At 40.1% G+C, this 26,262-nt stretch carries 24 protein-coding genes, 1 tRNA gene and 1 riboswitch; of the genes, 16 read left to right on the forward strand and 9 right to left on the reverse strand.

The features are described from left to right. Nucleotides 1-110 precede the first annotated feature (110 nt). From V6C71_22575 to V6C71_22585, 3 genes are all read left to right on the forward strand, one after another. Entirely contained in the window at nucleotides 111-1,514 is a 1,404-nt protein-coding gene (locus V6C71_22575; protein ID HEY9771245.1) for a hypothetical protein, read from the forward strand. A gap of 31 nt (nucleotides 1,515-1,545) precedes the next feature. Continuing rightward, the gene (locus V6C71_22580) at nucleotides 1,546-2,340 is read left to right on the forward strand and encodes a transporter (GenBank protein ID HEY9771246.1); all 795 of its coding nucleotides are present in this window, start codon (nucleotides 1,546-1,548) and stop codon (nucleotides 2,338-2,340) included. Between the two features lie 157 nt (nucleotides 2,341-2,497). Then, nucleotides 2,498-4,522: a cation:proton antiporter gene (locus tag V6C71_22585; GenBank protein ID HEY9771247.1), complete on the forward strand. Its 2,025-nt coding sequence runs from the start codon at nucleotides 2,498-2,500 to the stop codon at nucleotides 4,520-4,522. 4 nt (nucleotides 4,523-4,526) lie between these two features. Here V6C71_22585 and V6C71_22590 read toward each other — a convergent pair whose 3' ends face one another. Next, on the reverse strand, nucleotides 4,527-6,026 hold the full coding sequence (locus tag V6C71_22590; GenBank protein ID HEY9771248.1) for a sulfatase: 1,500 nt from the start codon (nucleotides 6,024-6,026) through the stop codon (nucleotides 4,527-4,529). A gap of 1,072 nt (nucleotides 6,027-7,098) precedes the next feature. Between V6C71_22590 and V6C71_22595 the strand changes: the two genes are divergently transcribed. From V6C71_22595 to rimK, 9 genes are all read left to right on the forward strand, one after another. Continuing rightward, nucleotides 7,099-8,427 (forward strand): CmpA/NrtA family ABC transporter substrate-binding protein, encoded by a 1,329-nt coding sequence (locus V6C71_22595; protein ID HEY9771249.1) that lies wholly within the window; start codon nucleotides 7,099-7,101, stop codon nucleotides 8,425-8,427. A 77-nt stretch (nucleotides 8,428-8,504) separates the two neighbouring features. Then, nucleotides 8,505-9,338, forward strand: coding sequence for a nitrate ABC transporter permease (ntrB, locus tag V6C71_22600; GenBank protein ID HEY9771250.1), 834 nt, complete (start codon nucleotides 8,505-8,507; stop codon nucleotides 9,336-9,338). A gap of 38 nt (nucleotides 9,339-9,376) precedes the next feature. Beyond that, nucleotides 9,377-11,380 carry a nitrate ABC transporter ATP-binding protein gene (locus V6C71_22605; protein HEY9771251.1) on the forward strand — a complete coding sequence of 668 codons (2,004 nt, stop codon included), beginning with the start codon at nucleotides 9,377-9,379 and terminating at the stop codon, nucleotides 11,378-11,380. Nucleotides 11,381-11,469: 89 nt separating this feature from the next. Beyond that, a complete protein-coding gene (locus tag V6C71_22610) occupies nucleotides 11,470-12,312 on the forward strand; it encodes a nitrate ABC transporter ATP-binding protein (protein ID HEY9771252.1) in 843 nt (280 codons plus the stop codon). 139 nt (nucleotides 12,313-12,451) lie between these two features. Beyond that, nucleotides 12,452-12,595, forward strand: a riboswitch (cyclic di-AMP (ydaO/yuaA leader). A 162-nt stretch (nucleotides 12,596-12,757) separates the two neighbouring features. Then, entirely contained in the window at nucleotides 12,758-12,994 is a 237-nt protein-coding gene (locus V6C71_22615) for a hypothetical protein (protein ID HEY9771253.1), read from the forward strand. 118 nt (nucleotides 12,995-13,112) lie between these two features. Continuing rightward, nucleotides 13,113-13,361: a hypothetical protein gene (locus tag V6C71_22620; protein HEY9771254.1), complete on the forward strand. Its 249-nt coding sequence runs from the start codon at nucleotides 13,113-13,115 to the stop codon at nucleotides 13,359-13,361. A gap of 194 nt (nucleotides 13,362-13,555) precedes the next feature. Further along, nucleotides 13,556-14,899, forward strand: a complete 1,344-nt coding sequence (locus tag V6C71_22625; GenBank protein HEY9771255.1) for an ArsB/NhaD family transporter — start codon at nucleotides 13,556-13,558, stop codon at nucleotides 14,897-14,899. Nucleotides 14,900-15,147: 248 nt separating this feature from the next. Continuing rightward, complete coding sequence (locus V6C71_22630) at nucleotides 15,148-15,642, forward strand: hypothetical protein (GenBank protein HEY9771256.1); 495 nt, start codon at nucleotides 15,148-15,150, stop codon at nucleotides 15,640-15,642. A gap of 98 nt (nucleotides 15,643-15,740) precedes the next feature. Continuing rightward, a complete protein-coding gene (rimK, locus tag V6C71_22635; protein HEY9771257.1) occupies nucleotides 15,741-16,742 on the forward strand; it encodes a 30S ribosomal protein S6--L-glutamate ligase in 1,002 nt (333 codons plus the stop codon). A 254-nt stretch (nucleotides 16,743-16,996) separates the two neighbouring features. Here the strand turns inward: rimK and V6C71_22640 are convergent, their stop codons facing one another. The 5 genes from V6C71_22640 to V6C71_22660 form a co-directional block, all read right to left on the reverse strand. Further along, a complete protein-coding gene (locus V6C71_22640; protein ID HEY9771258.1) occupies nucleotides 16,997-17,248 on the reverse strand; it encodes a hypothetical protein in 252 nt (83 codons plus the stop codon). Then, nucleotides 17,215-17,288: transfer RNA gene (locus V6C71_22645), tRNA-Val, on the reverse strand. The genes V6C71_22640 and V6C71_22645 overlap by 34 nt, the downstream gene beginning before the upstream one ends. A gap of 105 nt (nucleotides 17,289-17,393) precedes the next feature. After that, the gene (locus V6C71_22650) at nucleotides 17,394-18,557 is read right to left on the reverse strand and encodes an NDP-sugar synthase (protein ID HEY9771259.1); all 1,164 of its coding nucleotides are present in this window, start codon (nucleotides 18,555-18,557) and stop codon (nucleotides 17,394-17,396) included. Between the two features lie 74 nt (nucleotides 18,558-18,631). Then, complete coding sequence (locus tag V6C71_22655; GenBank protein ID HEY9771260.1) at nucleotides 18,632-19,426, reverse strand: ScpA family protein; 795 nt, start codon at nucleotides 19,424-19,426, stop codon at nucleotides 18,632-18,634. A 67-nt stretch (nucleotides 19,427-19,493) separates the two neighbouring features. After that, complete coding sequence (locus V6C71_22660) at nucleotides 19,494-19,919, reverse strand: hypothetical protein (GenBank protein ID HEY9771261.1); 426 nt, start codon at nucleotides 19,917-19,919, stop codon at nucleotides 19,494-19,496. 248 nt (nucleotides 19,920-20,167) lie between these two features. On the opposite strand from V6C71_22660, the gene pdxH reads away from it, so the two are divergent. After that, nucleotides 20,168-20,815 (forward strand): pyridoxamine 5'-phosphate oxidase, encoded by a 648-nt coding sequence (pdxH, locus tag V6C71_22665; protein HEY9771262.1) that lies wholly within the window; start codon nucleotides 20,168-20,170, stop codon nucleotides 20,813-20,815. 47 nt (nucleotides 20,816-20,862) lie between these two features. Continuing rightward, nucleotides 20,863-21,639: an iron export ABC transporter permease subunit FetB gene (gene fetB / locus V6C71_22670; protein ID HEY9771263.1), complete on the forward strand. Its 777-nt coding sequence runs from the start codon at nucleotides 20,863-20,865 to the stop codon at nucleotides 21,637-21,639. A gap of 27 nt (nucleotides 21,640-21,666) precedes the next feature. On the opposite strand, the gene V6C71_22675 is transcribed toward fetB, so the two are convergent. Beyond that, entirely contained in the window at nucleotides 21,667-22,854 is a 1,188-nt protein-coding gene (locus tag V6C71_22675; protein HEY9771264.1) for an amino acid ABC transporter permease, read from the reverse strand. 98 nt (nucleotides 22,855-22,952) lie between these two features. On the opposite strand from V6C71_22675, the gene tsaB reads away from it, so the two are divergent. Further along, nucleotides 22,953-23,606, forward strand: coding sequence for a tRNA (adenosine(37)-N6)-threonylcarbamoyltransferase complex dimerization subunit type 1 TsaB (tsaB, locus tag V6C71_22680; protein HEY9771265.1), 654 nt, complete (start codon nucleotides 22,953-22,955; stop codon nucleotides 23,604-23,606). Nucleotides 23,607-23,738: 132 nt separating this feature from the next. Next, on the forward strand, nucleotides 23,739-25,028 hold the full coding sequence (locus tag V6C71_22685) for a pitrilysin family protein (protein HEY9771266.1): 1,290 nt from the start codon (nucleotides 23,739-23,741) through the stop codon (nucleotides 25,026-25,028). A 37-nt stretch (nucleotides 25,029-25,065) separates the two neighbouring features. Here the strand turns inward: V6C71_22685 and V6C71_22690 are convergent, their stop codons facing one another. Then, the gene (locus V6C71_22690) at nucleotides 25,066-25,746 is read right to left on the reverse strand and encodes a rhomboid family intramembrane serine protease (protein HEY9771267.1); all 681 of its coding nucleotides are present in this window, start codon (nucleotides 25,744-25,746) and stop codon (nucleotides 25,066-25,068) included. A 126-nt stretch (nucleotides 25,747-25,872) separates the two neighbouring features. Further along, a complete protein-coding gene (locus tag V6C71_22695; GenBank protein ID HEY9771268.1) occupies nucleotides 25,873-26,070 on the reverse strand; it encodes a DUF751 family protein in 198 nt (65 codons plus the stop codon). Between the last annotated feature and the right edge of the window lie 192 nt (nucleotides 26,071-26,262).

Raw genomic sequence — 26,262 nt, forward strand, 5'->3', positions numbered from 1 at the left:
ATACAGGTAACTTTTTATTAGTTAACTTCTCAGACTTATCAATAGATTAGTCTGTTGATTGTCAGCTCTACAAATCGCTATGTTTGGCAATATTTTTGGAGTACATAATCATGTTCAATAATTCTATCGTTGCTTCTATTTTGGCGAGCGCTACTTTTCTCGTCAACGCGGGATTATCAAGTGCGATCGCGCAAGAGCATCACAATCATCAACATCAAAATACCCAAGGAAAAACTCCAGCAGCAGGAGTTCGAGATTTACCTGCTGTGCCGACTAATTTACCCAAATGGATGAATAACAAGGAGAAAAATCATATTTATCGCAAGCGGGGTAAATATAACGACAATATTTACAATATTCGTCCTTTGGCTCTAGATTTGAATGGAGTTGCTGTCGGTCATGCTTTTGCCTACGAAGATTTAGTAACGGGGAAAGCTCAAGAACTAGAAACTCAAACCTTTGCTAAGATCGACAAAATTTTAAAAAATCCGCCCCCCTTAATGCCCGATGAAGCTAATATTTCGCCTACCTTCGGACGCAAGTATGGTGTATTAGAACAAGTATTTGATTGGGCGCATATTTTCCATGCTCAAACAGTAGACGTATTGGCGAGTACGGAAATGACTGAGGCAGAAAAAGAAGCCGAAATCGAGGAACTCTATCAGTTTTATCTCGACAACGTACCCTACGCTATTACAGGATTGCCGATGAACATGGGTTATCTCGATTCTCAACCCTACTCCAAAGCCTTTCGGGAAAAATATCCCAAAGTAAACGGCCTGTTTTGGGGTTATCATTGGCTACAAGGTTCGATGTATGATTTACTCTACGGCAAAACTTTAGAAGAACAACTGCAAGCCTACGAGGAAATGGGCGAACAATATCACGAGCTAGAACTTTATCGCACAGATCGCGCTTTTATGCCGATGTTTGCGGAAACTAGCCCCCGTTTTGCGGCTCGGTTTCCCGAAATAGCTAATACTTTTGATAATCTGCATATGCTGCACGATCTGGTCAACGATGCTCTCGCTTCGGAGTGGATGAGTGAAACCCAGCAGGAAGAACAAATTCAACGGGCGATTTGGTTAGTCATGGCGGCTAATCATGAAGGAATGGAAGCAGGAAAAACTTATGGTGCAGATAAACTACATGACCATCGATTTATGGCAGGAATGCCAGGAATGGGCTGGATGGGAGATCTAGAAGGTGTCGAACATCTCAACCACAAGCAAAATAATCCCGAGATGAAGGATCATCAGATGAACCACGAAGACAATCCTGAAATGATGAATCATCAGATGAACCACGAAGACAATCCTGAAATGAAGGATCATCAGATGAACCACGAAAATAATTCTCAAATGATGAATCATCAAATGAACCACGGAGACAATCCTGAGATGATGAATCATCAGATGAACCACGAAAATAATTCTCAAATGAAGGATCATCAAATGAACCACGGAGACAATTCTCAAATGAAGGATCATCAGATGACTCCTTCAGAAAACTAAAGCGATCGCTAATTACTTAATTAAAACCTCTATGCAGTTATCAAAAATTCCTTCCTTAGCGTTGCTAGGTGCGATCGCTATGGTCATTTCGTCAAGCGATCGCGTCCTAGCTGTGGATCATAATAATATTGATGCTAATCGTCCTCTTAATTTCGATGATGCCGACTCCATTGGTTTTCGCGAACAAGCAATAGATTTAGGCGCAGCTTTAATTATTCCCGAAGGAAAATCTGTTGGGGGTGAATTTGAAATCGAGTATCTTTATGGTTTTGCCCCCAACACTCATTTCAATATCGGCATCGATCCTAGTATTGAAGAAGAGGACAACGAAACAGAATTTAATATCGGCGATCTCTCCGTAGGAGCTTTACATAATTTTAACCGCGAATATAATAATACTCCTGCTTTGGCGATTCGAGGCGACGCTGCTTTTCCTACGGGAAGAGATTCTCGAGGCGTAGATTTTCGTCTGCGGGGTATTGCGAGTAAAACTGTTGGGCAATATAACCGTTTACATCTTAATTTAGATGCTAATTTTACTACTGCTACCGAAGACAATGAACGGTCGTTTGTGCCTGGGGCGATCCTGGGTTATTCTCGACCAATAGGTTATCCTGAAAACTTTACCCGTACTTTTTTAGCCGAAGCCGCAATAAGAGCTAGTGAAGTAGAAGATGATGATGCAGTAGTTTCTTTAGGAATAGGATTGCGTCAACAAATAGGTTATCAAAGCGTTCTCGATCTGGGATTGCAGGGAGACATTGCAGGAGAAGAAGGCGATCGCAACGAATTACGTTTAGTGGCTGGTTATTCCTTTGCTTTTTAAACTAAACAAATAAAAAAAAACCTAGATTAAGATGATGGTTGATCGGTCTAATCGTAGCAGCCATTTGTTGTTAGTTGACTTTCAATAAAGGTATTTTTTGGCCATTTGCACCAGACAATTGCTATGAGTAACTAAACAATTTAATTTAATCTTACCTATGATAATTTTTGCGGTTTTTTCTCAGGGTTTTGAACCAGTTAAGGACCCTGTGGCCGTTTTTTTAATAATTTTGGCAATTATGCTAGTTGCACCTCTAGTATTTGAAAGATTGCGTCTTCCTGGTATTGTTGGCTTAATTTTAGCTGGAGTAATCGTCGGGCCAGAAGGTTTGGGATTATTAGAAAGAAGCAGCAACATTATCTTACTAGGTACGATTGGTCTATTGTTTTTAATGTTTATGGCTGGTCTAGAAACCAGCCTGGACGATCTCAAAGACAATGGAGATAAGGCGATAGTTTTTGGTCTGGCTACCTTTGTTGCCCCGATGGTTTTGGGTACGGCTGCAATGATGCTGTTGGGATACGGTTGGTTAGCAGCGGTACTGGTGGCTTCTTGTTTTGCCTCTCATACTTTGCTGGCTTTGCCTGTGCTGAGCAAATTAGGGATTATGCGGGCTTCTGCGGTCAACGTTACCCTCGGGGGAACTTTAATTACCAATGTTTTAGCCTTATTAGTGTTAGCAGTAGTAGTTAAAGCTTATGAAGGACAGCTTACTCTAAGTTTTTGGTTGTTTCTCATTCCCGCTTTGGCTCTCTACACTTTTGCTACCCTGTGGGGTGTCCCCAAAATTGGACGGTGGTTCTTTCATAAATTTGGACATGATGAGAGTGCCGAATTTATCTTTGTTCTGGCAACTTTGTTTGTGGTTTCGTACATTGCCGGTTTAATTGAAGTCGAGCCAATTATTGGGGCATTTTTAGCAGGAATTGCTTTAACTCCTCTGATTCCTCAATTAAGCCCCTTGATGAATCGAATTCAGTTTATTGGCAATACTTTATTTGTGCCATTTTTTCTGATTTCGGTAGGGATGTTGATCGATCCTCTAATCTTAATCCGTGAACCCAGATCTTTAGTTATTGCAGCGGTGATGATTGGGGCAGAGTTAATTAGTAAATTTGTTGCTGCTTGGGGTGCGGGGAAATGGTTTGGCTATAAATTCGAGAGCGTTATGGTCATGTTTGGACTATCGCTCGCTCAGGCTGCTTCGACTTTAGCTGCTATTACTGTGGCCTACGAAATAGAACTGGTTGACCGTACTACGGTAAATGGTATTGTGGCAATGATTCTTTTTACCTGTATTGCTTCTCCTTTGGTAACACAAAGGTGGGGGCGGCAAATTACAACTGCCGAAAAAATTCCCGACTCGCAAAACCGAACCAAAGTTTTAGCCCAAAGGGTTTTAGTTCCTGTAGCCAACCCTAATAACGAAGATAATCTGTTAAATTTGGCGCTCATTTTAGCTAAAACAGCTGATGGAACTTTATTACCTCTAAACGTTTTGAGCGATCGCGAGGGAACTGTTTCCCCAGAAGCAAGAATACAACAGCGACAGCTACTAGAAACAGCCGAAACCCTAGCTCATGCTGCTAATGCGAGTGTAGAAACCATTGGTAGAGTAGACGATGCCATCTATCGCGGTATCGTACGTACGGCGATCGAACGGGATGCTAGTCTGGTAGTCTGTGGTTGGAAGGGTTATTCTACTTATCAAGACAATTTCCTCGGTAGTACGATCGATAATGTGGCATTGCAATTATCAATCCCCGTTTTAATCGCTCACTTTGTTCAACCCATTGCCAACTCTGAAAGGGTATTTTTAGCTATCACCAAAAGGCAAGCACTGTCAGAGGAATTTGAGCAAACTTTGAGTATTGCCAAAATGCTAGCTAGCGAACTTAAAACCAGTCTCGAAGTATTAATCGTAGTTAGCAAAAAGCAAGCTCAACTGTCTCCCCAAGAATTAGCGAACCTAAATTCTCCAACTTTAATTGGTCAAGCCCAAGGCAACTTTATTAAAGAAGTTTCTCAAAAGATTTATAAAAACGACTTACTACTCTTACCAGTCAAAACTGCGCAGGCAAGAATTCGCGGTCGTTCAGTTGTTGGCACTATCCCCACAGCGATCGCCCGTTCCCATGAGGATATTTCGGTGGTGATCGTTCACTTTCCTTTGAGTGGTTAAAAGCTTATGTCGGAGTAGTGCAATCTGGTAAGGGTTGAAGCTCTACCTGGCGACAGGTGTTTTGTTGACACTTACTCAGACGAACCAGTTGTCGAGCATATTGTTTGATGATTTTGGGCTGAATTACTTTAGCTAAATTTTGCAGCTGATCGGGATCTTGTCTTAGGTTGTATAATTCTTGCTCGCCATTGCCATATTTAACATAAGTACAGTGAGAAGTCCGTAGACCTTTGTAATCAGGAATAAAATTAGCTGATTCTTGGTTTAATTCGGGGTTTCGTCGGTGTTGCAGAAAAAGAGCTTGTCTCCAAGCAAGAGGAAAAGAAGCGTGACGACGAAATAATCCAACTAAAGAACGACCATCCACGAAATTTGGCATTTTTGCCCCCGCAAGTTCAGCAAAAGTTGGCGCTAAATCAACATTACTAACGATTTTATTAATGATTTTACCAGCCCGAACATCTGGTCCTCTTATATAAAGAGGTAAATGAATATCCTCTTCGTAGGCTGTCTCCTTTGCGGGGTGTAAACGATGTTGACCGAGGTGAAAACCATTATCTGAGGTAAAAATGATATAAGTGTTTTCTAATTGATGATTAGCTTCAAGAGTATTGACTAGGGTAACTAAACCTTCATCTACTGCCTGGAGCGATCGCAATCTTCGCTGGTAAAGTCGATCGATTTTATCTTGTTTTGGCTGGCTTAAAAGCGGTAAGTTGCGAATATATTCAGGTTTATCACTAACATCTGCTTCATTAAAAGAGGGAGTACGAGGTGCAAACGCTTCAGGAAATAATTGGCTATGACGGGGTGCAGCAATTGCTGGTTGATGAGGTGCAAAATAGGAAATATAAGCAAAGAAAGGTCGTCGATCTTTAGCTGCTTGAGTAATAAACTGTTGGGCTTTATGGGTATAGACATCCGCACTGTAGTCCTCAGGGCGATCGCCATAACTAACTAAAGTGCCATTTTCATTGAGATTATAGTTGTAACCTAAATAACCACTATCATAAATCGGACTGTACCATTCATCCCAACCTGGGGGTACATAAGTTTTGGGTGCCTGACGAGGATAGCCATTAAAATATTTGCCAATGTATGCATTGCGATAACCTTTTCGTTGTAGCCAGGTGGCGATCGTCGATTTATCTAAACCGTGTCGGTATAGATAAATAAAACTACCATCAAGCTTTCTATTCGTATAAACTCCCGTATTATGAGCATACTGACCCCTTAAGATAGTGGCTCTAGATGGGCAACAAAGAGAAATATTGACAAAATAGTTGCTAAAGCTAGTTCCTCCATCAGCAAGCAGAGATTTTACTTGGGGCATATAGTCAACCGCAGCAGCATCGAGATCGTCGGTCAGAATAAATAAAATATTTGGCGGAGTTTGTAGGGCTACATTAGCTTTAGTTGGGATAAAAATACCATTAACAAATATTAAAAAAATCAAGCTAAGACAAAAACTAAATAAATGCTTCAATTTTAATAACTTGCTCAAGACTGTTGCTCTCCACAATGGCAAATTACATTAGAATATATTACGCTTCAAAAGCTAACTTTATCGGTTTTAACACCACTGAGCCAGAATTGGGCGTAATCTAAATAAGCCTAATCATAGCCGATTTGCTTACTCAACTTTTCTGTATTACTAATAATTACGGCTGCTTGAGCAATAGATAGTAAGTTTCTTGGCGATCGCTTGAAGCAAATTATTTCCTATGTCAATTAAATATTAGTTAAATATATCTGAAGCCAAAGCTAATTTGAAGATATCAATCAATTCATACAACTGCTCGTCCTAAAGGACGACGCGAAGGACGCGATATGCCCTAAAGGACTAACTTCGTGTCGCGGAGCGGTATCCTTTAGGACGTAAGGAGGACGCGACGTAAGGAGCTAATCCTTTAGGGCTAATCCTTTAGGGCTAGTCATGCACGGGCATATAGCTATCAGTAATTTTGGTTCATATGCTCTCATGAAAAAGGTATGAATATTCTCAATGAAGCCATTTTTGATAAATTTACCAGTTTTCTCGTACAAAGATTTTATACATACTATATTATGCATAAAATACATTAAATTTATGCATTAAATACAAAATAATAAATCTTATGTAACATAAGCTACAAAAAGTTAATTATTTCAATGTGATTCTCTTATTTAACGTATACAAGTAGCAACCGCTAAATACTTTAGTCAAAGCTATTAATTATAAGTTCGATCCATTTTAATTCTAAACATTTTTATTTGTTTTCTTAACAAGGAAGGTAAGACTCAATTGAAAAACACTATATTTTGATTCAACGTATGCATTCAATTTCTCTGTTTAAAATTATCAATCTCAATCAAACATCCTAAATCTTAATGATGATTTATTGTTTTTTGAGCATTTTTAAATGCTAATTTCAGACAAATTAACTACCAAACAAATTCAATAAATTTGCTAGTTAAAATATTAAACTATTGATGATTACTTATGAATTTTAATCAACAATACTCAATTGTTAGCAAATTTATCGCCTTAACGTCTATTTAACGCCTATTTTCTCTTTTGCAATTTACGGTTTATTATGTCCAAACTGTCTCGTCGCAAATTCATTTTTACAGCTGGTGTAACTGCTGCTGGTACTTTGTTGGTACATGGTTGTAGTTCATCTAATGAAACTGCCGAATCAAGTTCTACCACCGATCCTGTAGCCCAACCAGTAGCCAATCTTAGTCCTGAAGAAACTCCAGAAGTAACTACCGCAAAACTAGGATTTATTGCCCTTACTGATGCAGCACCTTTAGTAATTGCTCAAGAAAAAGGATTATTTGCTAAATACGGTATGTCAGAAGTAGAAGTTCTAAAACAAGCTTCTTGGCCCGTAACCAGAGATAATATTGAGCTGGGTTCAGATGGTGGCGGAATTGATGGGGCGCATATTTTAACTCCTATGCCCTATTTAATGACATTGGGGACGATTACGAAACAGCCTGTACCCATGTATATTATGGCAAGATTAAATACTAACGGTCAGGCAATTTCTGTAAGTGAAGACTATTTGGATTTAAAAGTTGGACTCGATAGCTCTAAAATGCAACAGCTTTTTGCTCAAGCTAAGTCTAATGACAAAGAATTAAATGCAGCTATGACTTTTCCTGGTGGAACACATGATTTATGGATGCGTTATTGGTTAGCTGCTGGGGGTGTCGATCCCGAACAAGACATTTCAGTAATTCCTGTACCTCCACCCCAAATGGTTGCCAATATGAAAATTGGGGCAATGGAAACTTTTTGTGTAGGCGAACCTTGGAACGCGCAGTTAGTTAACCAAGAGCAAGGTTACACTGCTTTAGTTACTGGAGAAATTTGGAAAAATCACCCCGAAAAAGCTTTTGCTCTACGGGCTGATTGGGTAGATAAAAATCCTAAAGCTGCGAAAGCCTTGACCAAAGCTGTATTGGAAGCGCAACAATGGTGTGATAAACCAGAAAATAAACAAGAAATGTGCGAGATTGTTTCTCAAGATAAATGGTTTAAAGTGCCAGTCGAAGATATTATTGGCAGAATGCAAGGCAAAATTGACTACGGCGATGGACGCACTATTAATAATCCCGACATATCAATGAAATTCTGGAAAGATAATGCATCTTATCCCTACAAGAGTCACGATCTTTGGTTTTTGACAGAAGATATTCGTTGGGGTTACATTCCTGCTGATACCGATACCAAAGCTTTAGTCGATAAAGTTAATCGTTCTGATATTTGGAAAGAAGCTGCTAAAGCAATTAAAGTAGCTGAGGCTGAAATTCCCCAGAGTGATTCTCGTGGTGTTGAGACTTTCTTTGATGGTGTCAAGTTCGATCCTGCAAATCCTCAGGCTTATTTGGACAGTTTGAAAATTAAAAAAGCCTAATTTTTTAGCTAAAAGCTAATAGCTATTAGCTTTTCTTTCTAGCCTACTTCACTACTTTTTATTTGGGTTAATTCATCATGACAGTTAATCTCGACAATTCTGTTAAGAAACCTAATTTCTTCGTTTCCCTAATTAAACAACCACCCAGAAAATTATTAGCTCCTATTTGTGCGCTGCTATTTATTTTGACTCTTTGGCAGGCTTTATGTAGTAGTCCTGATGCTAATTTGCCCAGTCCTTTAAAAACTTTTCAAGATACTTCCAATCTTATTTTCGATCCATTTTTTGATAACGGAGGTACGGATAAAGGCTTATTTTGGCAGATACTAGCTAGCTTACAAAGGGTAGCAATTGGTTATAGTTTGGCTGCAATTGTCGGGATTGGTTTGGGCATTTTAATTGGTTCTAATGCTTTTATGTACGATGCAGTCGATCCCATCTTTCAGGTATTGCGGACTGTTCCACCTTTAGCTTGGTTGCCGATCGCTCTAGCTGCTTTTGAAGAAGCTAACCCCTCAGCAATTTTTGTGATTTTTATTACGGCAATTTGGCCGATCATCATTAATACTACGGTAGGGGTGCAGCAAATTCCCCAAGATTACAAAAATGTTGCCAAAGTGTTGCGTTTATCGGGAACTAAATACTTTTGGGAAATTATGTTTCCTGCTGCTGTTCCCTATATTTTTTCAGGGTTAAGAATTGGCATTGGTCTTTCTTGGCTAGCAATCATAGCAGCAGAAATGCTAGTTGGCGGTGTGGGAATCGGCTTCTTTATTTGGGATTCTTATAACAGTTCTCAATTAAGCGAAATTATCATTGCTTTGATTTATGTCGGTGTCGTCGGTTTAATTCTCGATCGCTTGGTTAGTTCGATCGCTTCTTGGGTCGTTCCCTCAGAACAACAACAGTAGCAAGTAGTAAGTAGTAAATAACTATTCCCTCAAAAATAATGACTGCATTTCTTGAAGTAGATCACGTTGATAAAGTGTTTCCTCTGGCTAACGGAGGCAAGTACATTGCTTTAAAAAACATTAATCTAGAAATTAAGCAGGGAGAATTTGTTTGTCTGCTGGGACATTCGGGCTGTGGTAAGTCGACTCTGCTCAACATAGTAGCGGGACTAGACAAACCAACTCAGGGCGGAATTATCTTAGAAAATAAGCAAGTCAAAGATCCTGGCCCCGATCGCATGGTAGTCTTTCAAAATTATTCTTTACTACCCTGGAAAACGGTCAGACAAAATATTGCCCTGGCGGTTAATCAAGTTTATGGTAAAAAATCTTCTAAAGAGCGTCGTGCCATCGTCGAAGAACATATCGATATGGTTAACCTGCGTCAGGCAGCCGACAAAAGACCAGTAGAACTTTCAGGGGGAATGAAACAACGTGTGGCGATCGCTCGTGCTTTGGCTATTCGTCCTAAGTTACTCTTACTCGATGAACCTTTTGGAGCGTTAGATGCTTTAACCAGAGGTAGTTTGCAAGAGCAGTTGATGAAAATCTGCCAAGAACATCAAGTTACCTGTTTAATGGTTACTCACGATGCGGATGAAGCTTTGTTACTAGCAGATCGCATTGTCATGTTAACCAATGGTCCTGAATCCCATGTCGGTCAAATTCTAAACGTTCCCATTCCTCGCCCCAGAGAACGTTTAGAGGTAGTTAACCATCCCAGTTATTATGCTTTACGGGGAGATATTGTTTATTTTCTTAATCAACAGAAAAAAGCCAAAAAACGCCAGCTTAAAGCCCCGGCAATTATTTCTGGTAGAGGCTTAGAAAAAATTAATTTAGAAATTGGCTTTATTCCCTTAACCGACTGCGCCCCTTTAGTAGTTGCCAAAGAAAAAGGCTTTTTTGCCAAACATGGTTTAACTCAAGTAAATCTAAATAGAGAACCTAGCTGGAAAGCGATCGCCGAAGGAGTTACTAGCGGAAGATTAGACGCAGCCCAAATGGTAGCAGGAATGCCTTTATCCCTTTCTCTGGGTATGGGTAATAAGCCCCCCTCACCTACGGTTACAGCTTTGACTTTATCCCGCAACGGTAACGCGATTACTCTTAGAAAAAGTTTTTACGAACAGGGGGTGAGGAATTTAGCAGATTTTAAAGGTGCGATCGCACAAGATCGAGACAGCGTTCATACTTTGGGTATGGTTCATCCTTCTTCCATGCATAACTTAATGTTGCGGTATTGGTTGGCTTCTGGAGGAATCGATCCCGATCTCGATGTCAAGCTAACGGTAATTCCACCACCACAAATGGTAGCTAATCTTAAAGCGGGAAACATCGATGGCTATTGTGTAGGTGAACCTTGGAATTCTCGCGCTGTTTACGAAAACCTGGGTTTTGTGATTGCCACTGACTTAGATATTTGGCAGAGTCATCTGGAAAAAGTTCTAGGGGTGAAAGAAGAATGGGCAAATAAATATCCTGAAGCCCACGTTGCTTTAGTCAAAGCTTTGATGGAAGCCTGTGAATATTGTGACGATCGCCGTCATCGCGAAGAAATTTTGCAATTAATCTGTCAACCTCAATATGTAAATTCTGCACCAGAATACACCCGTCCTGGTTTTATCGATCCCTACAGCCGAGGAACTGACGAACCTCCTCAAATGCTTTTGAAATATAACGAATTTTATGTCAACAAAACCAACTGTCCTAGTCGCGTTGAAGGATTATGGATTTTAGTCCAAATGGCACGTTGGGGAATTGTTCCTTTTCCTCGCAACTGGATTGATGTTTTAGACAGAGTGAGAAGAAATGATGTTTATTTTGAAGCAGCTAGACAGTTAAATCTCCCGGGCTTAGAGCCAGAAAGAAATTCTTTTCAGCTATCTGATGGGAGTATTTTTAGTCCTGATAACCCCATTGAATATTTGCAAGGACTAAAAATTAAACGGGAAATAAAAATAGAAGAAGTTTCTCTTGATTCATTAGCAGTCAGTGCGTAAGTCTTGCGTTTGTCAACCCGTCATTAGTCCTCAAACATAATGAAACATCATGACAGACAAAAACAACATTCATCATTTATCCTTTCTTTATGCAAATTTATAACAGCACTTTACCCGCTCAGATTTCCGCTACCAATTCTGCAACCTTTTTAGAATTTGATGGCGTTGCCAAAGTTTATCCTACGGCTAAAGGTAGTTACACGGTTTTGGAAAATGTAAATTTAAGTATTCGAGAAGGTGAGTTTATCTGCGTTATTGGTCATTCTGGTTGCGGTAAATCTACTCTTTTGAGTATGGTATCGGGATTAAATAAACCCAGTCAAGGGGAGATAAGACTCAAAAATCAACGTATTACCGAGCCTGGACCCGATCGCATGGTAATTTTTCAAAACTATTCTCTGCTACCCTGGAAAACCGCCTATGAAAACGTATATTTAGCTGTAGAACAAGTTTATAAACATAAATCTGCTCAAGAAAAAAAAGATATTACTTTAGAACATTTAGAATTAGTTGATTTAACCGAAGCAATTAATAAAAAACCCGCTCAACTCTCAGGGGGAATGAAACAGCGAGTGGCGATCGCTCGTGCCTTGGCAACTCGTCCTGAAGTTTTAATTATGGACGAACCTTTTGGGGCGTTAGATCCTATTACTAGAGAAGAAATGCAGGAAGAATTGCTCAAAATCTGGCAAGCTCATCGCGCAACAGTATTAATGATTACTCATGATATCGATGAGGCTTTATTCTTGTGCGATCGCTTAGTAATGATGACCAATGGTCCAGCGGCTAATATTGGAGAAATCTTAGATATTCCCTTTGCTCGTCCTCGCGATCGCCAAAAGATGATGGAAAATCCTCAATATTTTGAATTGCGTAATCAGGCTCTCGATTTTCTCTTTCGCCGTTTTGCCCATGATGACGCTTTAGAATAATTAAGTTATTTATCTCAGCTTAATAAAATGTAATCATTTATCAAAATTGAGCTAAAAAAAACACACAAAAGACATATCAGTTGTGTTAGCATATTAGCCAAGAAAATCAAAAATATATCAGAGTTCAGTCAGCCTAGTCTATAGTGGTGTGCTTGTTTTAATCAAGCTCTACTAGGGAGCGGGGGAACCATTTGTGGGGCTTATTTCTACAGATTTTTGTAGTGAAGGACATCTCTCAGTCCTAGCCCGTCAGCTAACCTCGTCGGCATTGAGAGGAGATTGAAGAGAACTTATTTAATAATAATTTTATTATTGTTGTTCTTGTCAGTATCCTTAGTTACTAACTGCTCTCTACATTCAGTTGCTGAGGTTGCTAACATAGGAACTTAATTTTTCCTTAAAGCGATCGCAGCATCATAACTAGTCGCCAAGGAAAAGTGCAATCATGTTTAACGTTAATGATATTGTTCAGCACCGAAGAACAGGAAAAATCGGCAAGGTAATTGCTTACGGATGCCAGTTATCTGAATCTACTTATTCTTTAACTCTCAAAGTACGAGGGTTAAAAAACGTTTCCATACAGCCAATTACTGAAGACACAATCGATAAGTGGTGTTCTTGGCAGAAAGACTCCCCAAGATTTTTGTTGCCAAAATCGCCAGGTAATCAAGTCGCAGCTTAAATCAAATTAATACTTTTAATTATTGTCTCTAACTAAAGCTGAGAGAAGTTTTGAGTTGGAGATTAATTGAGATTAATGAGATAGCAACTATTAAATTAATAATGGGGAAAATAAGCTTATGTCTGTGCTTAATATCGGAGATATAGTTAAACACCAGAAAACTGGTAACATCGGCAAAATAATCGATTACGGGTATCAAAGAATCACCGACAGTTATTATTTAACAACTCTGAGAGTTGAACTTTTTACCTCTAGTCCAATCATGCCAATAGTCGAAGACTTATTTGAACAATGGCAAATTTGTCAAGGCGATCGCCATATTTGGTCTTTTCAGCAATGCTTTAATCGACTGAGCAATGTAGGGTAAATCACAAAATTAATCGATGATAATCTTGTCCCACGATCATCGATTAATTTTGTTCAAATTTCATCAATTAAGCCCAACTCCAAAGTTGATAGTTTAATATTGCCAGCAAGTTTGTCACTGATTGCTTTAAGTGCCAAATATCGATCTTAATTCCAACAATTATAAATAATTGAATAATTGAAATTATTATGGAAATGACATCTACTAATCTACCAGCAATAGTAGCAGCACTGACTTTCACTACGGTAATTGTCTTAATCTTAACTGAGCGATTGCATTTAACCATTGCTGCTTTTTTGGGAGCATTGGTACTAATCTTTGCTCATGTAATGACTCTTGGTCAGGCAATTGGCTATATCAGTCAAAGCCATGCCACTTTAGCTCTATTTTTCGGAGTTATGGTCTTAGTCAGAGCTTTTGAGCCGACCAATATTTTTGCTTACTTAGGTACGCAAATGGTGGTAATGGCTAAGGGTGAGGGTAAGCGTCTGGTATTAGCAGTTATTGCTATTACTACTCCAATATGCGCTGTTTTACCTAATGCAACTACAGTGATGCTACTAGCACCTTTGCTTCCGCCGATCGCTCAAGAAATAGGTATAGACTTCGTGCCTTTGCTGATTTTGATGGTTTTTGTGGCTAATAGTGCAGGATTGTTAACTCTAGTTGGCGATCCTGCTACTTTTATTGTGGGAGATGCCATAAATCTCAGCTTTAACGATTATCTCATGAGATTGAGTTTGGGTGGCGCGATCGCTGTAGGTGCAGTTCTAGTTTTAGCTCCTTTTTTGTTTCGTGATATCTGGAACAAGAAACTGGATGACATGAATACTCTGCCTCATCCTAAAATTAATCACCCAAGAGTATTGATGTTAGGTGGAGCACTGATAGCAACAGTTTTACTGTTTTTTGTGATTGGGGAAAGTTTACCAACTCCTATTCCACCTGCTTCAGTGGCTTTATTAGGGGCAGCGATGGCTTTATTGCTGGCTAATCAAAGCAAAATCGATACGGTAAATAATATACTCAGAGACGTTGACTGGAGTACTTTGTTATTTTTTATGTCTACCTTTGTCTTAATTGGCGGACTTGAAAAAACAGGGGTCATAAATGGTATTTCAGGATTATTAGCAGTTCTTTTAGGTAAAAATATTGCCCTTGGTTCGATTTCTTTACTATTTTTAGTGGGTTTATTATCTAGCGTTGTTCCGAATATTCCCTTAGTAGTAGCAATGGTTCCTCTACTCAAACAATATCTGGTTAATGTTGGCTTAATCGGGGCAGAATTCTTAAATCCTGGCTTCCAAGGGCAATTTCCTCCAGAAGTCTTGCCTTTGTTCTACGCCATGATGTTTGGTGCAACTTTAGGTGGTAACGGCACGCTGATGGGAGCGTCTTCTAATATTGTGGCAGCAGGGGTAGCAGAACTACACGGTGGTCGTATTTCGTTTAGTAAGTTTTTGAAATATGGTATTCCCGTAATGATTGTGCAGCTAGTAGTTGCAGCTTTATATATTACCGTTGTTTTTCTCTTTTAATTTTGAACAAGGTTGAATCAATTAACGTCGTACCTGAGGAATCGAACGTCAAACTTGTTTGACGTTATACCGATAAATTAGCTGGAGAATGTGATTCTTCTTTCTTAATTGCTTTCATCAGAAACAGCCAAGAGACATTAGATTTGCTCTAAGATTAACTATAAACTAAGCAATTTGTAACTTTATTTAAGGTTACAAGAAGTCCACATTATTTTCCCAACTTTTCAAAACTGTCTGAACTGTTGATTATGATTCAAACTTTTTTGTGTCTATTAATTTGTTTTTTGTCATTCTGGAATTACAATGCTCAAGCAGCAACAGCCAGACAAGTTAAGCCAGAAGCTACTCCTGCAATAATTTCTTGTTTTTCAGGAGGTAGAGAAATTTTAAGCAAAGAGTTGGTTTCAGGTCCTTTTGCTGATGAATATAAGTTTGCTCACGAAATCAAAGTTAAAGATGAGACAGGAGAGCATAGCTTAAATTTTGCTGGAGGGCTATGTATTATCGATCGCGTTGCATCATCTGTGCCGAGGGATTTAACTAGATCTGATCGATTAACTTGCTATTCGGGAGTAGATGAGATTGTCACCTTTGACGTTTACGGTAGAGAGACAACAGTAGACGAATATGTTGAGGGCAGGACTTTCTTAGCAAAGGCTCAGGGTAAAGTTTTTAATTCCGATTCCTTACATGAATATTTAGTGTTTGGTAGCGAAGCCTGTATTGGCTTAGAAACTAGCTAGAGAATTAGGTTTCGTTATTTATTAAACATAAATAACGCTAAAAAAAGTCTAACAATTAGCGATAATTAATTGACGAGAAATGCTGGCATTGTCATTAAATGTCGATTCTCGTCAATTTTTTATTTAAAGTGATTAAGCGATCGCTAATATTAGGTATTGCTACTAATCATCGAAATTTAATTCAGGAAATAATTCAGATGAAAATTGCTATCTTGTCTCAAGATGCTTCGTTGTATTCAACCAAAAGATTGAAAGAAGCAGGAGAACAACAAGGACATCAAATGCGCGTAATTCCTTACCTGCGCTGCTATATGAATATAACTTCCTGTCGTCCTAGCATCATGTTTAATGGTAATCTGCTCGAAAATTTTGATGCCGTCATTCCTCGTATTGGTGCTTCTCGAACCTTTTACGGTACTGCGGTGGTACGTCAGTTTGAAGTGATGGGAGTATTTAGTAGTAACGAATCCCAAGCGATTTCCCGCAGTCGCGATCGGCTACGTTGTTTACAAATTTTGGCAAAAGAAGGAGTTGGTTTACCTGTAACTGGTTTTGCTCACGCCACCCAAGATATTGATGGTTTGATTGAAACAGTCGGAGGCGCGCCACTAGTAATTAAGCTTTTGGAAGGAACTCAAGGCATTGGAGTGGTTTTAGCCGAAACCTATCAGGCTGCCAAATCAGTAATTGAAGCGTTTAGAGGTTTGGATGTCAACATTTTAGTACAAGAATACATTAAAGAAGCGGAAGGGATAGATTTACGCTGTTTTGTAGTTGGAGGCAAGGTAATTGCTGCCATGAAGCGTCAGGGAACAAGAAAATTTCGCTCCAATCTACATCGCGGCGGTAAAGCCGAAAAAATTACTCTTTCTTTTGATGAGAAAACAACGGCAATTAAGGCAGCAAAGGCTCTGGGATTAAGTGTAGCAGGAGTAGATTTACTCCGTTCCAATCATGGCCCGGTAGTCATGGAAGTAAATTCTTCACCTGCCTTAGAAAGAATTGAAAAAGCGACAAAAATAGATGTGGCAGGAAAAATTGTTAAATATGTGGTGCAAAATGCTGTTCCAACTAATATTAGCGATCGTGTTAAATATTAATTGTTGGCAATTTTTATCTAGTTGGCGCATTTTATAGTCATTCCAATTAATTTTCTTATGGTATTTTTGTATTAATAATGTAGGGAAAACTATGTATTACTTTCACACAAAAGCATCTTAACGATCGTAATCTAAAGTCTACAGTTTGCATGGGTGCAAAATTTGCCAATATGTAATCTCTTAACACTTTAACGTATTGCTATAACTAGCGTTATTGAGACTATAGCTGAAAAAGCCAATACAGTAGGAGTTGATTATGGAGAAGATATTAGTAAAGCGATCGCTGTAATTACCAAAGTTTGAGATAACATCGAAGGATTAGAAGCAACCCCAACACCAGACATATTGGTTTGCGAACTGGCTGCTAGTACGGTTAATTTAGAAATTCGCTTTTGGGTCGACTCTCGCCGTTCTGGGTTTTTGGCGACTACTTCTAAGATCACAATTAAGGATACCGAGGCTTTGCTAGGTATTGGGCTAGGCGGACTCGAACCGCCGACTTCCACAATGTCAATGTGACACTCTAACCAACTGAGTTATAGCCCATCGAGACTTTGTAATTATATCAACAAAAGTTGAAAAATTGCTGAAAAAAAGTAATTTAGTTAAAACCGCCGCGTCCCCCGAGATTGAGAATGCTTAGGTGCCTGCCTAATTATCTTCTCGCAAAAAATCTTTAATTACTTTATGTTCATCTAATTCTTGTTCGGAAGGATTGCTACGAGCATCAGTAATCAGCCAATCTAAAGCTGCTGCTTGTAGATCGATTGCTGCGCCAGTTTTATCAACGCAATAACGTCCAAACACGAGCTTGTCCACCAAGCGAATACCTTCTCCTAAGCGAGAATATTCAAAAATCACGCTGTTGTCTACGGTTGCTCCACTACATATATAACAATTTGGACCGATCATCGCTGGACCGATAATTTTTGCTCCATCCTCAATCTTAGTCATTCCGCCAATGTATACAGGACCAGTAATATCTACTTTGTCCCAATTGACTGCAATATTTAATCCCGTATAGATGCCTGGAGCCACCTCAGTACCTGGAATGTTGACATTTTTAATTTCTCTAGTTAACACTGCGCGAACAGCGTGCCAGTAATCAGGAACTTTACCAATATCTACCCATTCAAAATCCATTGAAACGGCATAAAAAGGTGCTTGCCTGGCGACTAACTTCGGAAATAGCTCTCCACCAATGTCAAATTCTTGCTTGGGTGGAATGTAATCAAATATTTCTGGTTCAAAAATATAGATTCCTGTATTGATGTCGGTGCTTAAAGCTTCTTCTACGGAAGGTTTTTCTTGAAAAGATTTAATCCGTCCTTTATCGTCTGTAACTACTACACCATAACTCGAAACATCCTCTTCGGGTACTTTTTTGGTGATTACTGTAGCGATCGCACCATTGGCTCGATGTTGTTTAACGGCTGCGGTTAAGTCTAAATCGATTAAGGCATCACCACACATGACTACAAAAGTATCATCGAAAAAAGCATTAAAGTCCTGGATCTTTCTTAAGCCTCCAGCCGAACCCACTGCCTCACCCACCAACTCACCATCAACAATGCTACCTTCAAAAGAATAGCCAATATCGACCCCAAAACGCTGACCATCACGAAAATATCCTTCGATTTCGTGAGCTAAATGGCTGACGTTGACCATAATCTGATCGAAACCATGTTGCCGAAGCAGTTCTAAGAGAAACTCCATGACTGGTTTCTGTAAAATCGGAATTAGGGGTTTGGGAATCGTATATGTTATGGGACGAACGCGAGTGCCTTTACCAGCCGCCAATATCATGGCTTTCATGAAAGATTCTCCTCAACCAGACTTATAGTAACTATCTAAACTATTCCAGTGTATCAACAATGTCTACCGAAGACTCAAGTTTGGCGACATGAATTTAAGGGACGAATGCTTAAATCCTGATAGAATTCTTCTTGAAATAATTCTACTTTTGATTGTGCCGAAAGCAACAGCAGTGCCCAAAAGATTCCTGCTCGATCTGAATTTAAGTGTTTTGTCGCTTCTGTTTTTGCTGATTCTTCAATCTGCCATTTTTTTAATAGCTGTTCCCAATCAACATAGTCTTGACCTGGAGATAGATTCGGCAAATTAAGATGGAGAAAACTCTCTAACTGTGCTGCTAACTCGGTTAGATTTTCATTGTGGGCTAGTTGGGCGATCGCCTTAATAGCTGCACTACGAGAACTTTGTAAACGACGGGGAGTACCATCACTTGCCGCTGCTTCAATTTCGGCTGCAATGTGTTCTAGCTGCTCGATCAGTTCCTGTAGGGTGACACGGCGTTTACCAACTGGCTGGACGGAAGTACGACGACGCAAGTGCTGTTCTAAGTTAGCTGGAAGCGATCGCCTTTGATCGAGGTAAATTTCTGCTTCCAAAAATTCCTCTTCTTCGATTTCTACTAAGTCTTCTGGTAATAAATGGAGGCTGTCGGCTTTAAATAGCACTAGCATTGATGCCCAAAGAAACGCTTGACCCGAACGAGGAAGATCTGCCTCTTGTTGGGGTGTTTCAGTTTCGCCTATTAGCCCAAGTTCGGCTAAGAAACGATCGATAATACTAATTACGGGAACATCCCAAGGATCGATTTCCCCTCTTTCTGCCAGGTTGATTAAATTGGCGATCGCTTCTTGTGCAGGAGTTATAGTCATAATTCATAATTTATAATCCATAATTTATAATTTTTACAACTATTTTTCCAAGATTAAGTAGCGAGAACTAAGGATTAGCTGTGCTTTGTTGTTCAATTTTTGTCAACCGCTGGTCAATATTTCTGACGTCTTCTTTTAGTTCAATTAACAAAGTAGCGAAGCGTTCATATAGGGGATCGCTATTTCCAATTGCTTGACCATTAACCACAGGTGGATTTGTGACATTTGGAATTGGTGGATTAGGAGTAGGCTGGTTTATTCTGCTAGGGCGCGAGGGGGAATTAAAGTTAGAGCTTCTTAAGTTATTTACTTCTTGCTCTAAACGACTAATTCGCGCCTTGAGGGAAATAATATCAGAACTGAGATTGAGATTTGATTGAGCCAATACTGGTTGGTTCACTATAGTTCCCAACCCAAGCTGAATTAAGCTAATTAATACGCAACTCAGGCATATCTGGAGCGCAAAAACTCGCCATTGAGAAATTTTATTCATATTTGTAAATTTGTTTAATAATCGCTGGTAGCAAGACAACAGCTTTAATTTAATAATGAATTATTAATTGTTTCTTCAGCATCTTTCTCAATGTGTAATTTCGCGTTTTTGTTTTGCTTGTATTATTTATGTTATACAAAATAGCTAAATAGAAAATTGGCGATCGCTCTTGAGAAATTAATTTGAGTCATCGACTATAGGGCTAATGCTGTTAAATTGATAACTGTTGGTTTATTGCTCACAAAACAGTGGATTCATCGATCGCCGATCTAAGACAAAACTACACCCTAGCAGGATTATCCGAAACTGATATCGAGCCAAACCCAATCGAGCAGTTTAATACTTGGTTTCAACAGGCTTTAGACGCAGACTTAATTGAACCAAACGCGATGACTTTGGCTACTGCTACCTCTGATGGTAAACCCACTGCCAGAATTGTCTTACTTAAGGGAGTAAGCGATCGCGGTTTTGTCTTCTATACCAACTATGAAAGTCAGAAGGGACAACAGCTAATTGCCAACCCCTATGCAGCCCTGGTCTTTCTTTGGGATAAACTAGAACGACAAGTACGTATTGAAGGTAAAGTCGAGCAGTTACAGTCAGAAGAATCAGCTAAGTATTTCCATAGTCGTCCCAAGGCTTCTCAACTAGGTGCGTGGGCATCAGATCAAAGCCGAGTCATTCCCAATCGCGAAGTATTAGAACAAAAGCTAGCTGATTTGCAAAAAAAATATAGTGGTGATGCAACTGTGCCTCTGCCTCAACATTGGGGGGGATTTCGCGTAATACCCAACCATATAGAATTTTGGCAGGGTCGTTCTAGTCGTCTTCACGATCGCTTAGTATATGATTTACAAGCCGATGGTAGTTGGTCAATCAAGCGATTATCACCATAGTAGGGGCGATAATCAGATCGCTCTTGAAGAAATATTAGGGTAATAATGTGGATGATTTAATCGCCTTAGATACGGTTGATTTAGTTTTAAGCTTGGGCTTGATTGGGATGGCGATCGCCTTATCTCTGTGGCGTAAATTGGGCTTAGAAAAGCAGTTGGTTTATAGTTCGGCGCGTTCTTTAATGCAGCTAATTGCCATTGGCTACATCCTAGATATTGTCTTTGCTATCGACAATTGGCTGGTGGTTTTGGGTATCTTGGGAATAATGATAATGATTGCCTCAATTGTTACCCGTAATCGCATCGATCAGAAGTTACCAGGACTACTACCAACGGTAATTTTGTCTCTTGTCGCTAGCAGCGCTTTTACTCTAGGCTATGTAATTCTTTTAATCGTCCAGCCTGATCGATGGTATGAACCTCAGTATTTGATCCCTTTAGCGGGAATGTTGTTTGGCAATGCCATGAATGGGGCTTCCTTGGCTGGCGAGCGCCTTTTAAATTCGATTAATCAAAACCGTTTAGAAATTGAAACTCATCTAAGTTTGGGTGCTACAGGGAAACAAGCTATCTCTGGTTATCAACAAGAGGCGATTCGCACTGGTTTAATTCCGACGTTAAATAATATGGTGGTAATCGGTTTAGTGAGCCTTCCAGGTATGTTTACAGGACAGGTATTAGGCGGTAGTAATCCCCGCGATGCAGCCTCTTATCAAATTTTGATTTTATTTGCGATCGTTCTAGTTAACCTGATAACTACGATCTTGATTACGGAAGGAATCTACAAACGGTTTTTTAATCAAGATGAGCAGTTGGTTATGTAGAGTAGAAACGTTTATCCGCCCCGTCTTCTACTGTTCTAATCTTCTACTGGCTAAGGACATAGCGTAACAACAGATAAAATAAATTGCTGCCACAAAGAGATATACCTCCCCGTAGCGTCCGAGATATTTGGGATTAGCAATAATCGATTGCGACATTCCCAATAAGTCCGTCAGACCGACGATCGCCAGCAACGAGGTATCTTTAAATAAGGCAATAAACTGTCCTACCATACTAGGTATCACGGTTTTGAGTGCCTGGGGTAAAATAATAAACCACAAACTATAAACCGAATTTAAACCTAAAGCTTTTGCTGCTTCGGATTGTCCGCGAGGAATCGACTGTAGGCCACCTCGGACATTTTCTGCCAGATATGCAGCACTATAAATTATAAATCCAGCGATCGCTCTAATAATCCGATCTGGACGGACATCCGCAGGCAGTACTAGAGGCAACATTACCTGCGCCATAAAAATAATGGTAATTAAGGGAACACCGCGAATTAATTCAATGTAGGCAATAGAAAGCCAACGAATTACAGGCAGATCGCTTTGCCTGCCCAACGCCAGCAATACGCCAAAGGGGAAACAAAGCACAATACTAGTAATAGCGACAGGAATAGTTAGCATCAAGCCACTAACGCGGTCTAATCTAACATTATTTCCGTTTAACAGCAGCCAAATATTTAAGCTAAAAGCTAACAACCACAGTAAAGGTAGCCAGCTACTAATGTCAGGAAACCTTTTGCCGATTTGCTTACCAGCTAGGGCAGTAATAATTAGCAGCAGCAACATCCCAATTAAGATGGCGCTGGATTGAATTCCGCCTGGTATGGCGACGAAGAAGCAGGTGACAGCAACCAGACTGAGAATTATCAGAATCCGCCGATTAAATAACTTCGCAGCATGATGAGCGAAGATTCCCCAGGAAATTCCTCCCAAGCCGACAATGACTCCTAATGTTACCCAGGCGCGCCACAGATCATCAACAGGATATCTACCGACAAAAAACAGCCGAAAATTAGCTTCAATTACCTGCCACTGCGCCTGATTAAATGCCCAGATAGTTAGGTTGGAAACTGCCCAATAAACTAGCCACAGACTAAGAGCGGTTAGAACGTAGTTAGACCAGGAACTTAAAAGATTTTGCTTAATCCACTGACTGGGAGTAATCCGATTTATAGGAGCTTGACCTGGTTCAATATTTGCTATAGTCATACTGTTTTCGATGGTTCGTTTCCGTCCAGATTGGCTTTGATAAGCTATAGACTGTAAGCTACAAGCGTTGAATAACCGTTTAATAACACTGATCTTTTATGTCCGTTTTAGATAGCCATAAATATGCGATCGCCCTTCATACTAGTACACCACAACTGGGAATAACTGTTAACAATTATGCAGGTGATAGTCGCACTCAGGTTTGGAACTTGGGGCGAGGTTTGGCATCCCAGCTACATCAATATTTAGCAGAAATTCTGACCCCGCAAACCTGGCAGGATCTTGAGTTTATCGCTGTTGCCAAAGGGCCAGGGGGCTTTACGGGAACTCGCGTGGGGGTAGTTACTGCCCGTACTATTGCTCAACAGCTAAACATTCCTTTATTTGGGATTTCCAACTTAGCCGCCGTGGCAGCAGCCCAAAATTACCAGGGCGATTACGGAGTGAACCAAAAGCACCGCCTTTTAGCCGTCCAGATGGATGCACGAGGAGAACAATTATTTGTCGGCATATATCAGATAAACAGTCAGGGACTCCAGACATACAGGTCAGATACGCTGATGACTACGGAGGTTTGGCAGAAAACTCTGGCTGAGTTACAGCTTCCTTATCAATTAATCACCGCCGACGAGCAAATCGCTGATACAGTGACCCAGGTTTTGGATTTAGCTTACGCTGATTGGCAACAGGGAAAACATTCCCACTGGTCAGAAGTCGTCCCGTATTACGGTCAACATCCAGTACAAGCATAGCAAGAGCGATCGCTTTTAATGAACTTATTCTTTTGTTGTTAACACTGCGTAATTCCTCACACCCCGATAAGTAAATAATGATTAGAATAACTATAAGTTTTTTATATACTTGGTATAGTTAAAAATATTTTAATGACTTCAATTATTACGAGACAGTCAAAACTCAACGCTCCAATCATACGCCAGCTCAATAATGGTTTGACTATTGTTGCCGAACAGATGCCCGTCGAAGCAGTGAACCTGAATGTTTGGATTAATGTAGGTTCAGCCAAAGAAAGCGACGAAATTAACGGCATGGCACACTTTTTGGAACATATGGTGTTTAAAGGTACACCCAACCTAGAAATTGGCGAATTTGAACAGTTAATCGAAGAACGTGGGGCAGTAACTAATGCTGCAACTAGCCAAGACTATACTCATTATTATATAACCACTGCGCCCAAAGATTTTGCGGAACTAGCACCCCTACAGCTAGACGTAGTATTGAACCCAAGTTTGGATAATGAAGCTTTTGAACGGGAAAAATTAGTTGTCTTAGAAGAAATTCGTCGTTCCGAAGACAGTCCTCGTCGTCGTACTTTCTATCGTTCAATGGAAACCTGTTTTGAAACTTTACCCTATCGTCGCCCAGTACTTGGCCCTGCTTCAGTAATTGAAAATTTGCGATCGCCACAAATGCGCGATTTTCATGGTGCTTGGTATCAACCGCAGTCGATGACCGCAGCGGTAGTGGGTAATCTTCCTGTAGAAGAATTAATCGAGATAGTTACTCAAGGATTTGAACAGCATCATAGTTCCCGTGATAAGTATCCAAAAAACAGCACTCCATCAGTAACTCCAGAACAGCCGTTTACCAAGATCGTCCGTCATGAATATACCGACGAGTCTTTACAGCAGGCACGTTTGGTCATGGTTTGGCGTGTTCCGGGAATGGAAAATTTAGCCCAAACCTACGCCTTAGATATTTTGGCGGTAATCTTAGGACAGGGTAAGGTGTCTCGCTTGTTTCGAGAATTGCGAGAAGAAAAAGGTCTAGTTAATCAAATTGGAGTCAGTAATATGACTCAAACCCACCAAGGCGTATTTTATATTTCTGCTGCGTTACCGACAGAAAATATTCCTGAAGTAGAACAGGCGATCGCGCAACAGATTAGAAAGATGCAGACTGAACCTATTGCAGCCAAGGACATCGAACGTATTCGTACTCAAGTAGCTAATCGATTTGTCTTTGCTAATGAACGACCAAGCGATCGCGCCAACCTGTATGGTTACTACTATTCTCAGCTAGAAGATTTAGCCCCAGCCCTTAATTATCCCCAGCATATTCAGTCTATATCCGCCGAAGATTTACAGGCAGCAGCTCAAAAATATTTCAATCCCGAAGCCTATGGTGTGGTGGTGATGAAACCAGCTAATCATTAAACAGTACGGGCAAGCAAGTGCCTTGCCCCTTCGTTTTCTATCGGCGATCGCTCATCAAACCCAACATTGGCCCTAAAATAGCCCCAAAGATAAAGCCTCCTGCGTGCGCCCAATATGCGACTCCGCTAGCTTCTGGCATTCCTAAAGATGCCACACTACTAAACGCCTGTTGCACAAACCAAAAGCCGAGAAAATAGATCGCTGGGATGCGTACCGTAGTCCAAATAATCAACAAGGGTAGCAAAGTTAAAATTTTGGCTTTAGGATACTTAATCAAATATGCCCCCATCACTCCTGCGATCGCGCCACTCGCCCCAAGTGTGGGTACGCCAGACTGCATCCCAAAAAACCAGTGAGTTAAACCTGCTAAAACTCCGCAAACCAGATAAAATAGCAGAAATTTGACGTGACCAAGATCGTGTTCGATATTATCGCCAAAAGTCCAGAGAAACAGCATATTTCCGCCAATGTGCATTAACCCCCCATGGAGAAATTGCGAAGTAATTAAAGTCAGAATCTCAGGTACAGGCTGGTTAGTTGATACTCCATCAAAGCTAGCACTTAACTCTTGGGGAATAACTGCATAAAGCTGAAAGAAACCATCTAATCCCGAACCCAAAGTCATTTGGTGCAGAAAAACCACTACATTGATAGCGATCAGGGCATAAACTACAATCGGAGTACTCGGGGTTGGATTGTCGTCATTAAGGGGAATCATAGTTGCTGATTCAATATATTAGACCGCTAGCAATAATGTTTTTGGCTAATAGCAATTAGCAATTGGCAATTAGCAATTAGCTATTAGCTATTAGCTATTAAGTATATATTAACTATATTTATAAGATTAGCTAATACCCAGCATTGCCTCTAGGGTTAGGTATAGTAGCGAGAAACCGCCGACAAAGAAACCAACTAAAGCGATCGCTGTTACGGGATTCTTCAAAAAAGGCTTGAGCTGCTGTAAAAAAAACCAAAAAATTCCTAGACTAAAACTGATTAGATAGCGGGGATAGCGGGAAACGTTTTGAAAAAAATCTTGCATTATTGTAAAAATTTAAAATTGAATGTTTTATTAACTTGTACTTTGCTCTTGTAGCTAATGGCGCAGCGCGTACGCGGACGTGCCTCCAGGCACTAATCCTTTAGGGCAGATCGTCGTTTGACGACGACGCAGCATTGCCTTGCTTTGCGCAGCTAATGGCTAATAGCTAAAAACCAATCCACACTGAACATA

The sequence above is a fragment of the Coleofasciculaceae cyanobacterium genome, assembly GCA_036703275.1.
GTDB lineage: Bacteria > Cyanobacteriota > Cyanobacteriia > Cyanobacteriales > Xenococcaceae > Waterburya.

Excerpts from the sequence above, each read along its gene's own strand:
- V6C71_22585 (HEY9771247.1), top strand. The coding sequence starts at position 2,498 with ATGATAATTTTTGCGGTTTTTTCTCAGGGTTTTGAACCAGTTAAGGAC.
- ntrB (HEY9771250.1), top strand. The coding sequence starts at position 8,505 with ATGACAGTTAATCTCGACAATTCTGTTAAGAAACCTAATTTCTTCGTT.
- tsaB (HEY9771265.1), top strand. The coding sequence starts at position 22,953 with ATGTCCGTTTTAGATAGCCATAAATATGCGATCGCCCTTCATACTAGT.
- V6C71_22630 (HEY9771256.1), top strand. The coding sequence starts at position 15,148 with ATGATTCAAACTTTTTTGTGTCTATTAATTTGTTTTTTGTCATTCTGG.
- V6C71_22580 (HEY9771246.1), top strand. The coding sequence starts at position 1,546 with ATGCAGTTATCAAAAATTCCTTCCTTAGCGTTGCTAGGTGCGATCGCT.
- V6C71_22655 (HEY9771260.1), bottom strand. The coding sequence starts at position 19,426 with ATGACTATAACTCCTGCACAAGAAGCGATCGCCAATTTAATCAACCTG.
- V6C71_22620 (HEY9771254.1), top strand. The coding sequence starts at position 13,113 with ATGTCTGTGCTTAATATCGGAGATATAGTTAAACACCAGAAAACTGGT.
- V6C71_22685 (HEY9771266.1), top strand. The coding sequence starts at position 23,739 with ATGACTTCAATTATTACGAGACAGTCAAAACTCAACGCTCCAATCATA.
- V6C71_22595 (HEY9771249.1), top strand. The coding sequence starts at position 7,099 with ATGTCCAAACTGTCTCGTCGCAAATTCATTTTTACAGCTGGTGTAACT.
- V6C71_22650 (HEY9771259.1), bottom strand. The coding sequence starts at position 18,557 with ATGAAAGCCATGATATTGGCGGCTGGTAAAGGCACTCGCGTTCGTCCC.
- V6C71_22615 (HEY9771253.1), top strand. The coding sequence starts at position 12,758 with ATGTTTAACGTTAATGATATTGTTCAGCACCGAAGAACAGGAAAAATC.
- rimK (HEY9771257.1), top strand. The coding sequence starts at position 15,741 with ATGTCGATTCTCGTCAATTTTTTATTTAAAGTGATTAAGCGATCGCTA.
- V6C71_22690 (HEY9771267.1), bottom strand. The coding sequence starts at position 25,746 with ATGATTCCCCTTAATGACGACAATCCAACCCCGAGTACTCCGATTGTA.
- V6C71_22660 (HEY9771261.1), bottom strand. The coding sequence starts at position 19,919 with ATGAATAAAATTTCTCAATGGCGAGTTTTTGCGCTCCAGATATGCCTG.
- V6C71_22695 (HEY9771268.1), bottom strand. The coding sequence starts at position 26,070 with ATGCAAGATTTTTTTCAAAACGTTTCCCGCTATCCCCGCTATCTAATC.
- V6C71_22675 (HEY9771264.1), bottom strand. The coding sequence starts at position 22,854 with ATGACTATAGCAAATATTGAACCAGGTCAAGCTCCTATAAATCGGATT.
- V6C71_22625 (HEY9771255.1), top strand. The coding sequence starts at position 13,556 with ATGACATCTACTAATCTACCAGCAATAGTAGCAGCACTGACTTTCACT.
- V6C71_22605 (HEY9771251.1), top strand. The coding sequence starts at position 9,377 with ATGACTGCATTTCTTGAAGTAGATCACGTTGATAAAGTGTTTCCTCTG.
- V6C71_22610 (HEY9771252.1), top strand. The coding sequence starts at position 11,470 with ATGCAAATTTATAACAGCACTTTACCCGCTCAGATTTCCGCTACCAAT.
- V6C71_22575 (HEY9771245.1), top strand. The coding sequence starts at position 111 with ATGTTCAATAATTCTATCGTTGCTTCTATTTTGGCGAGCGCTACTTTT.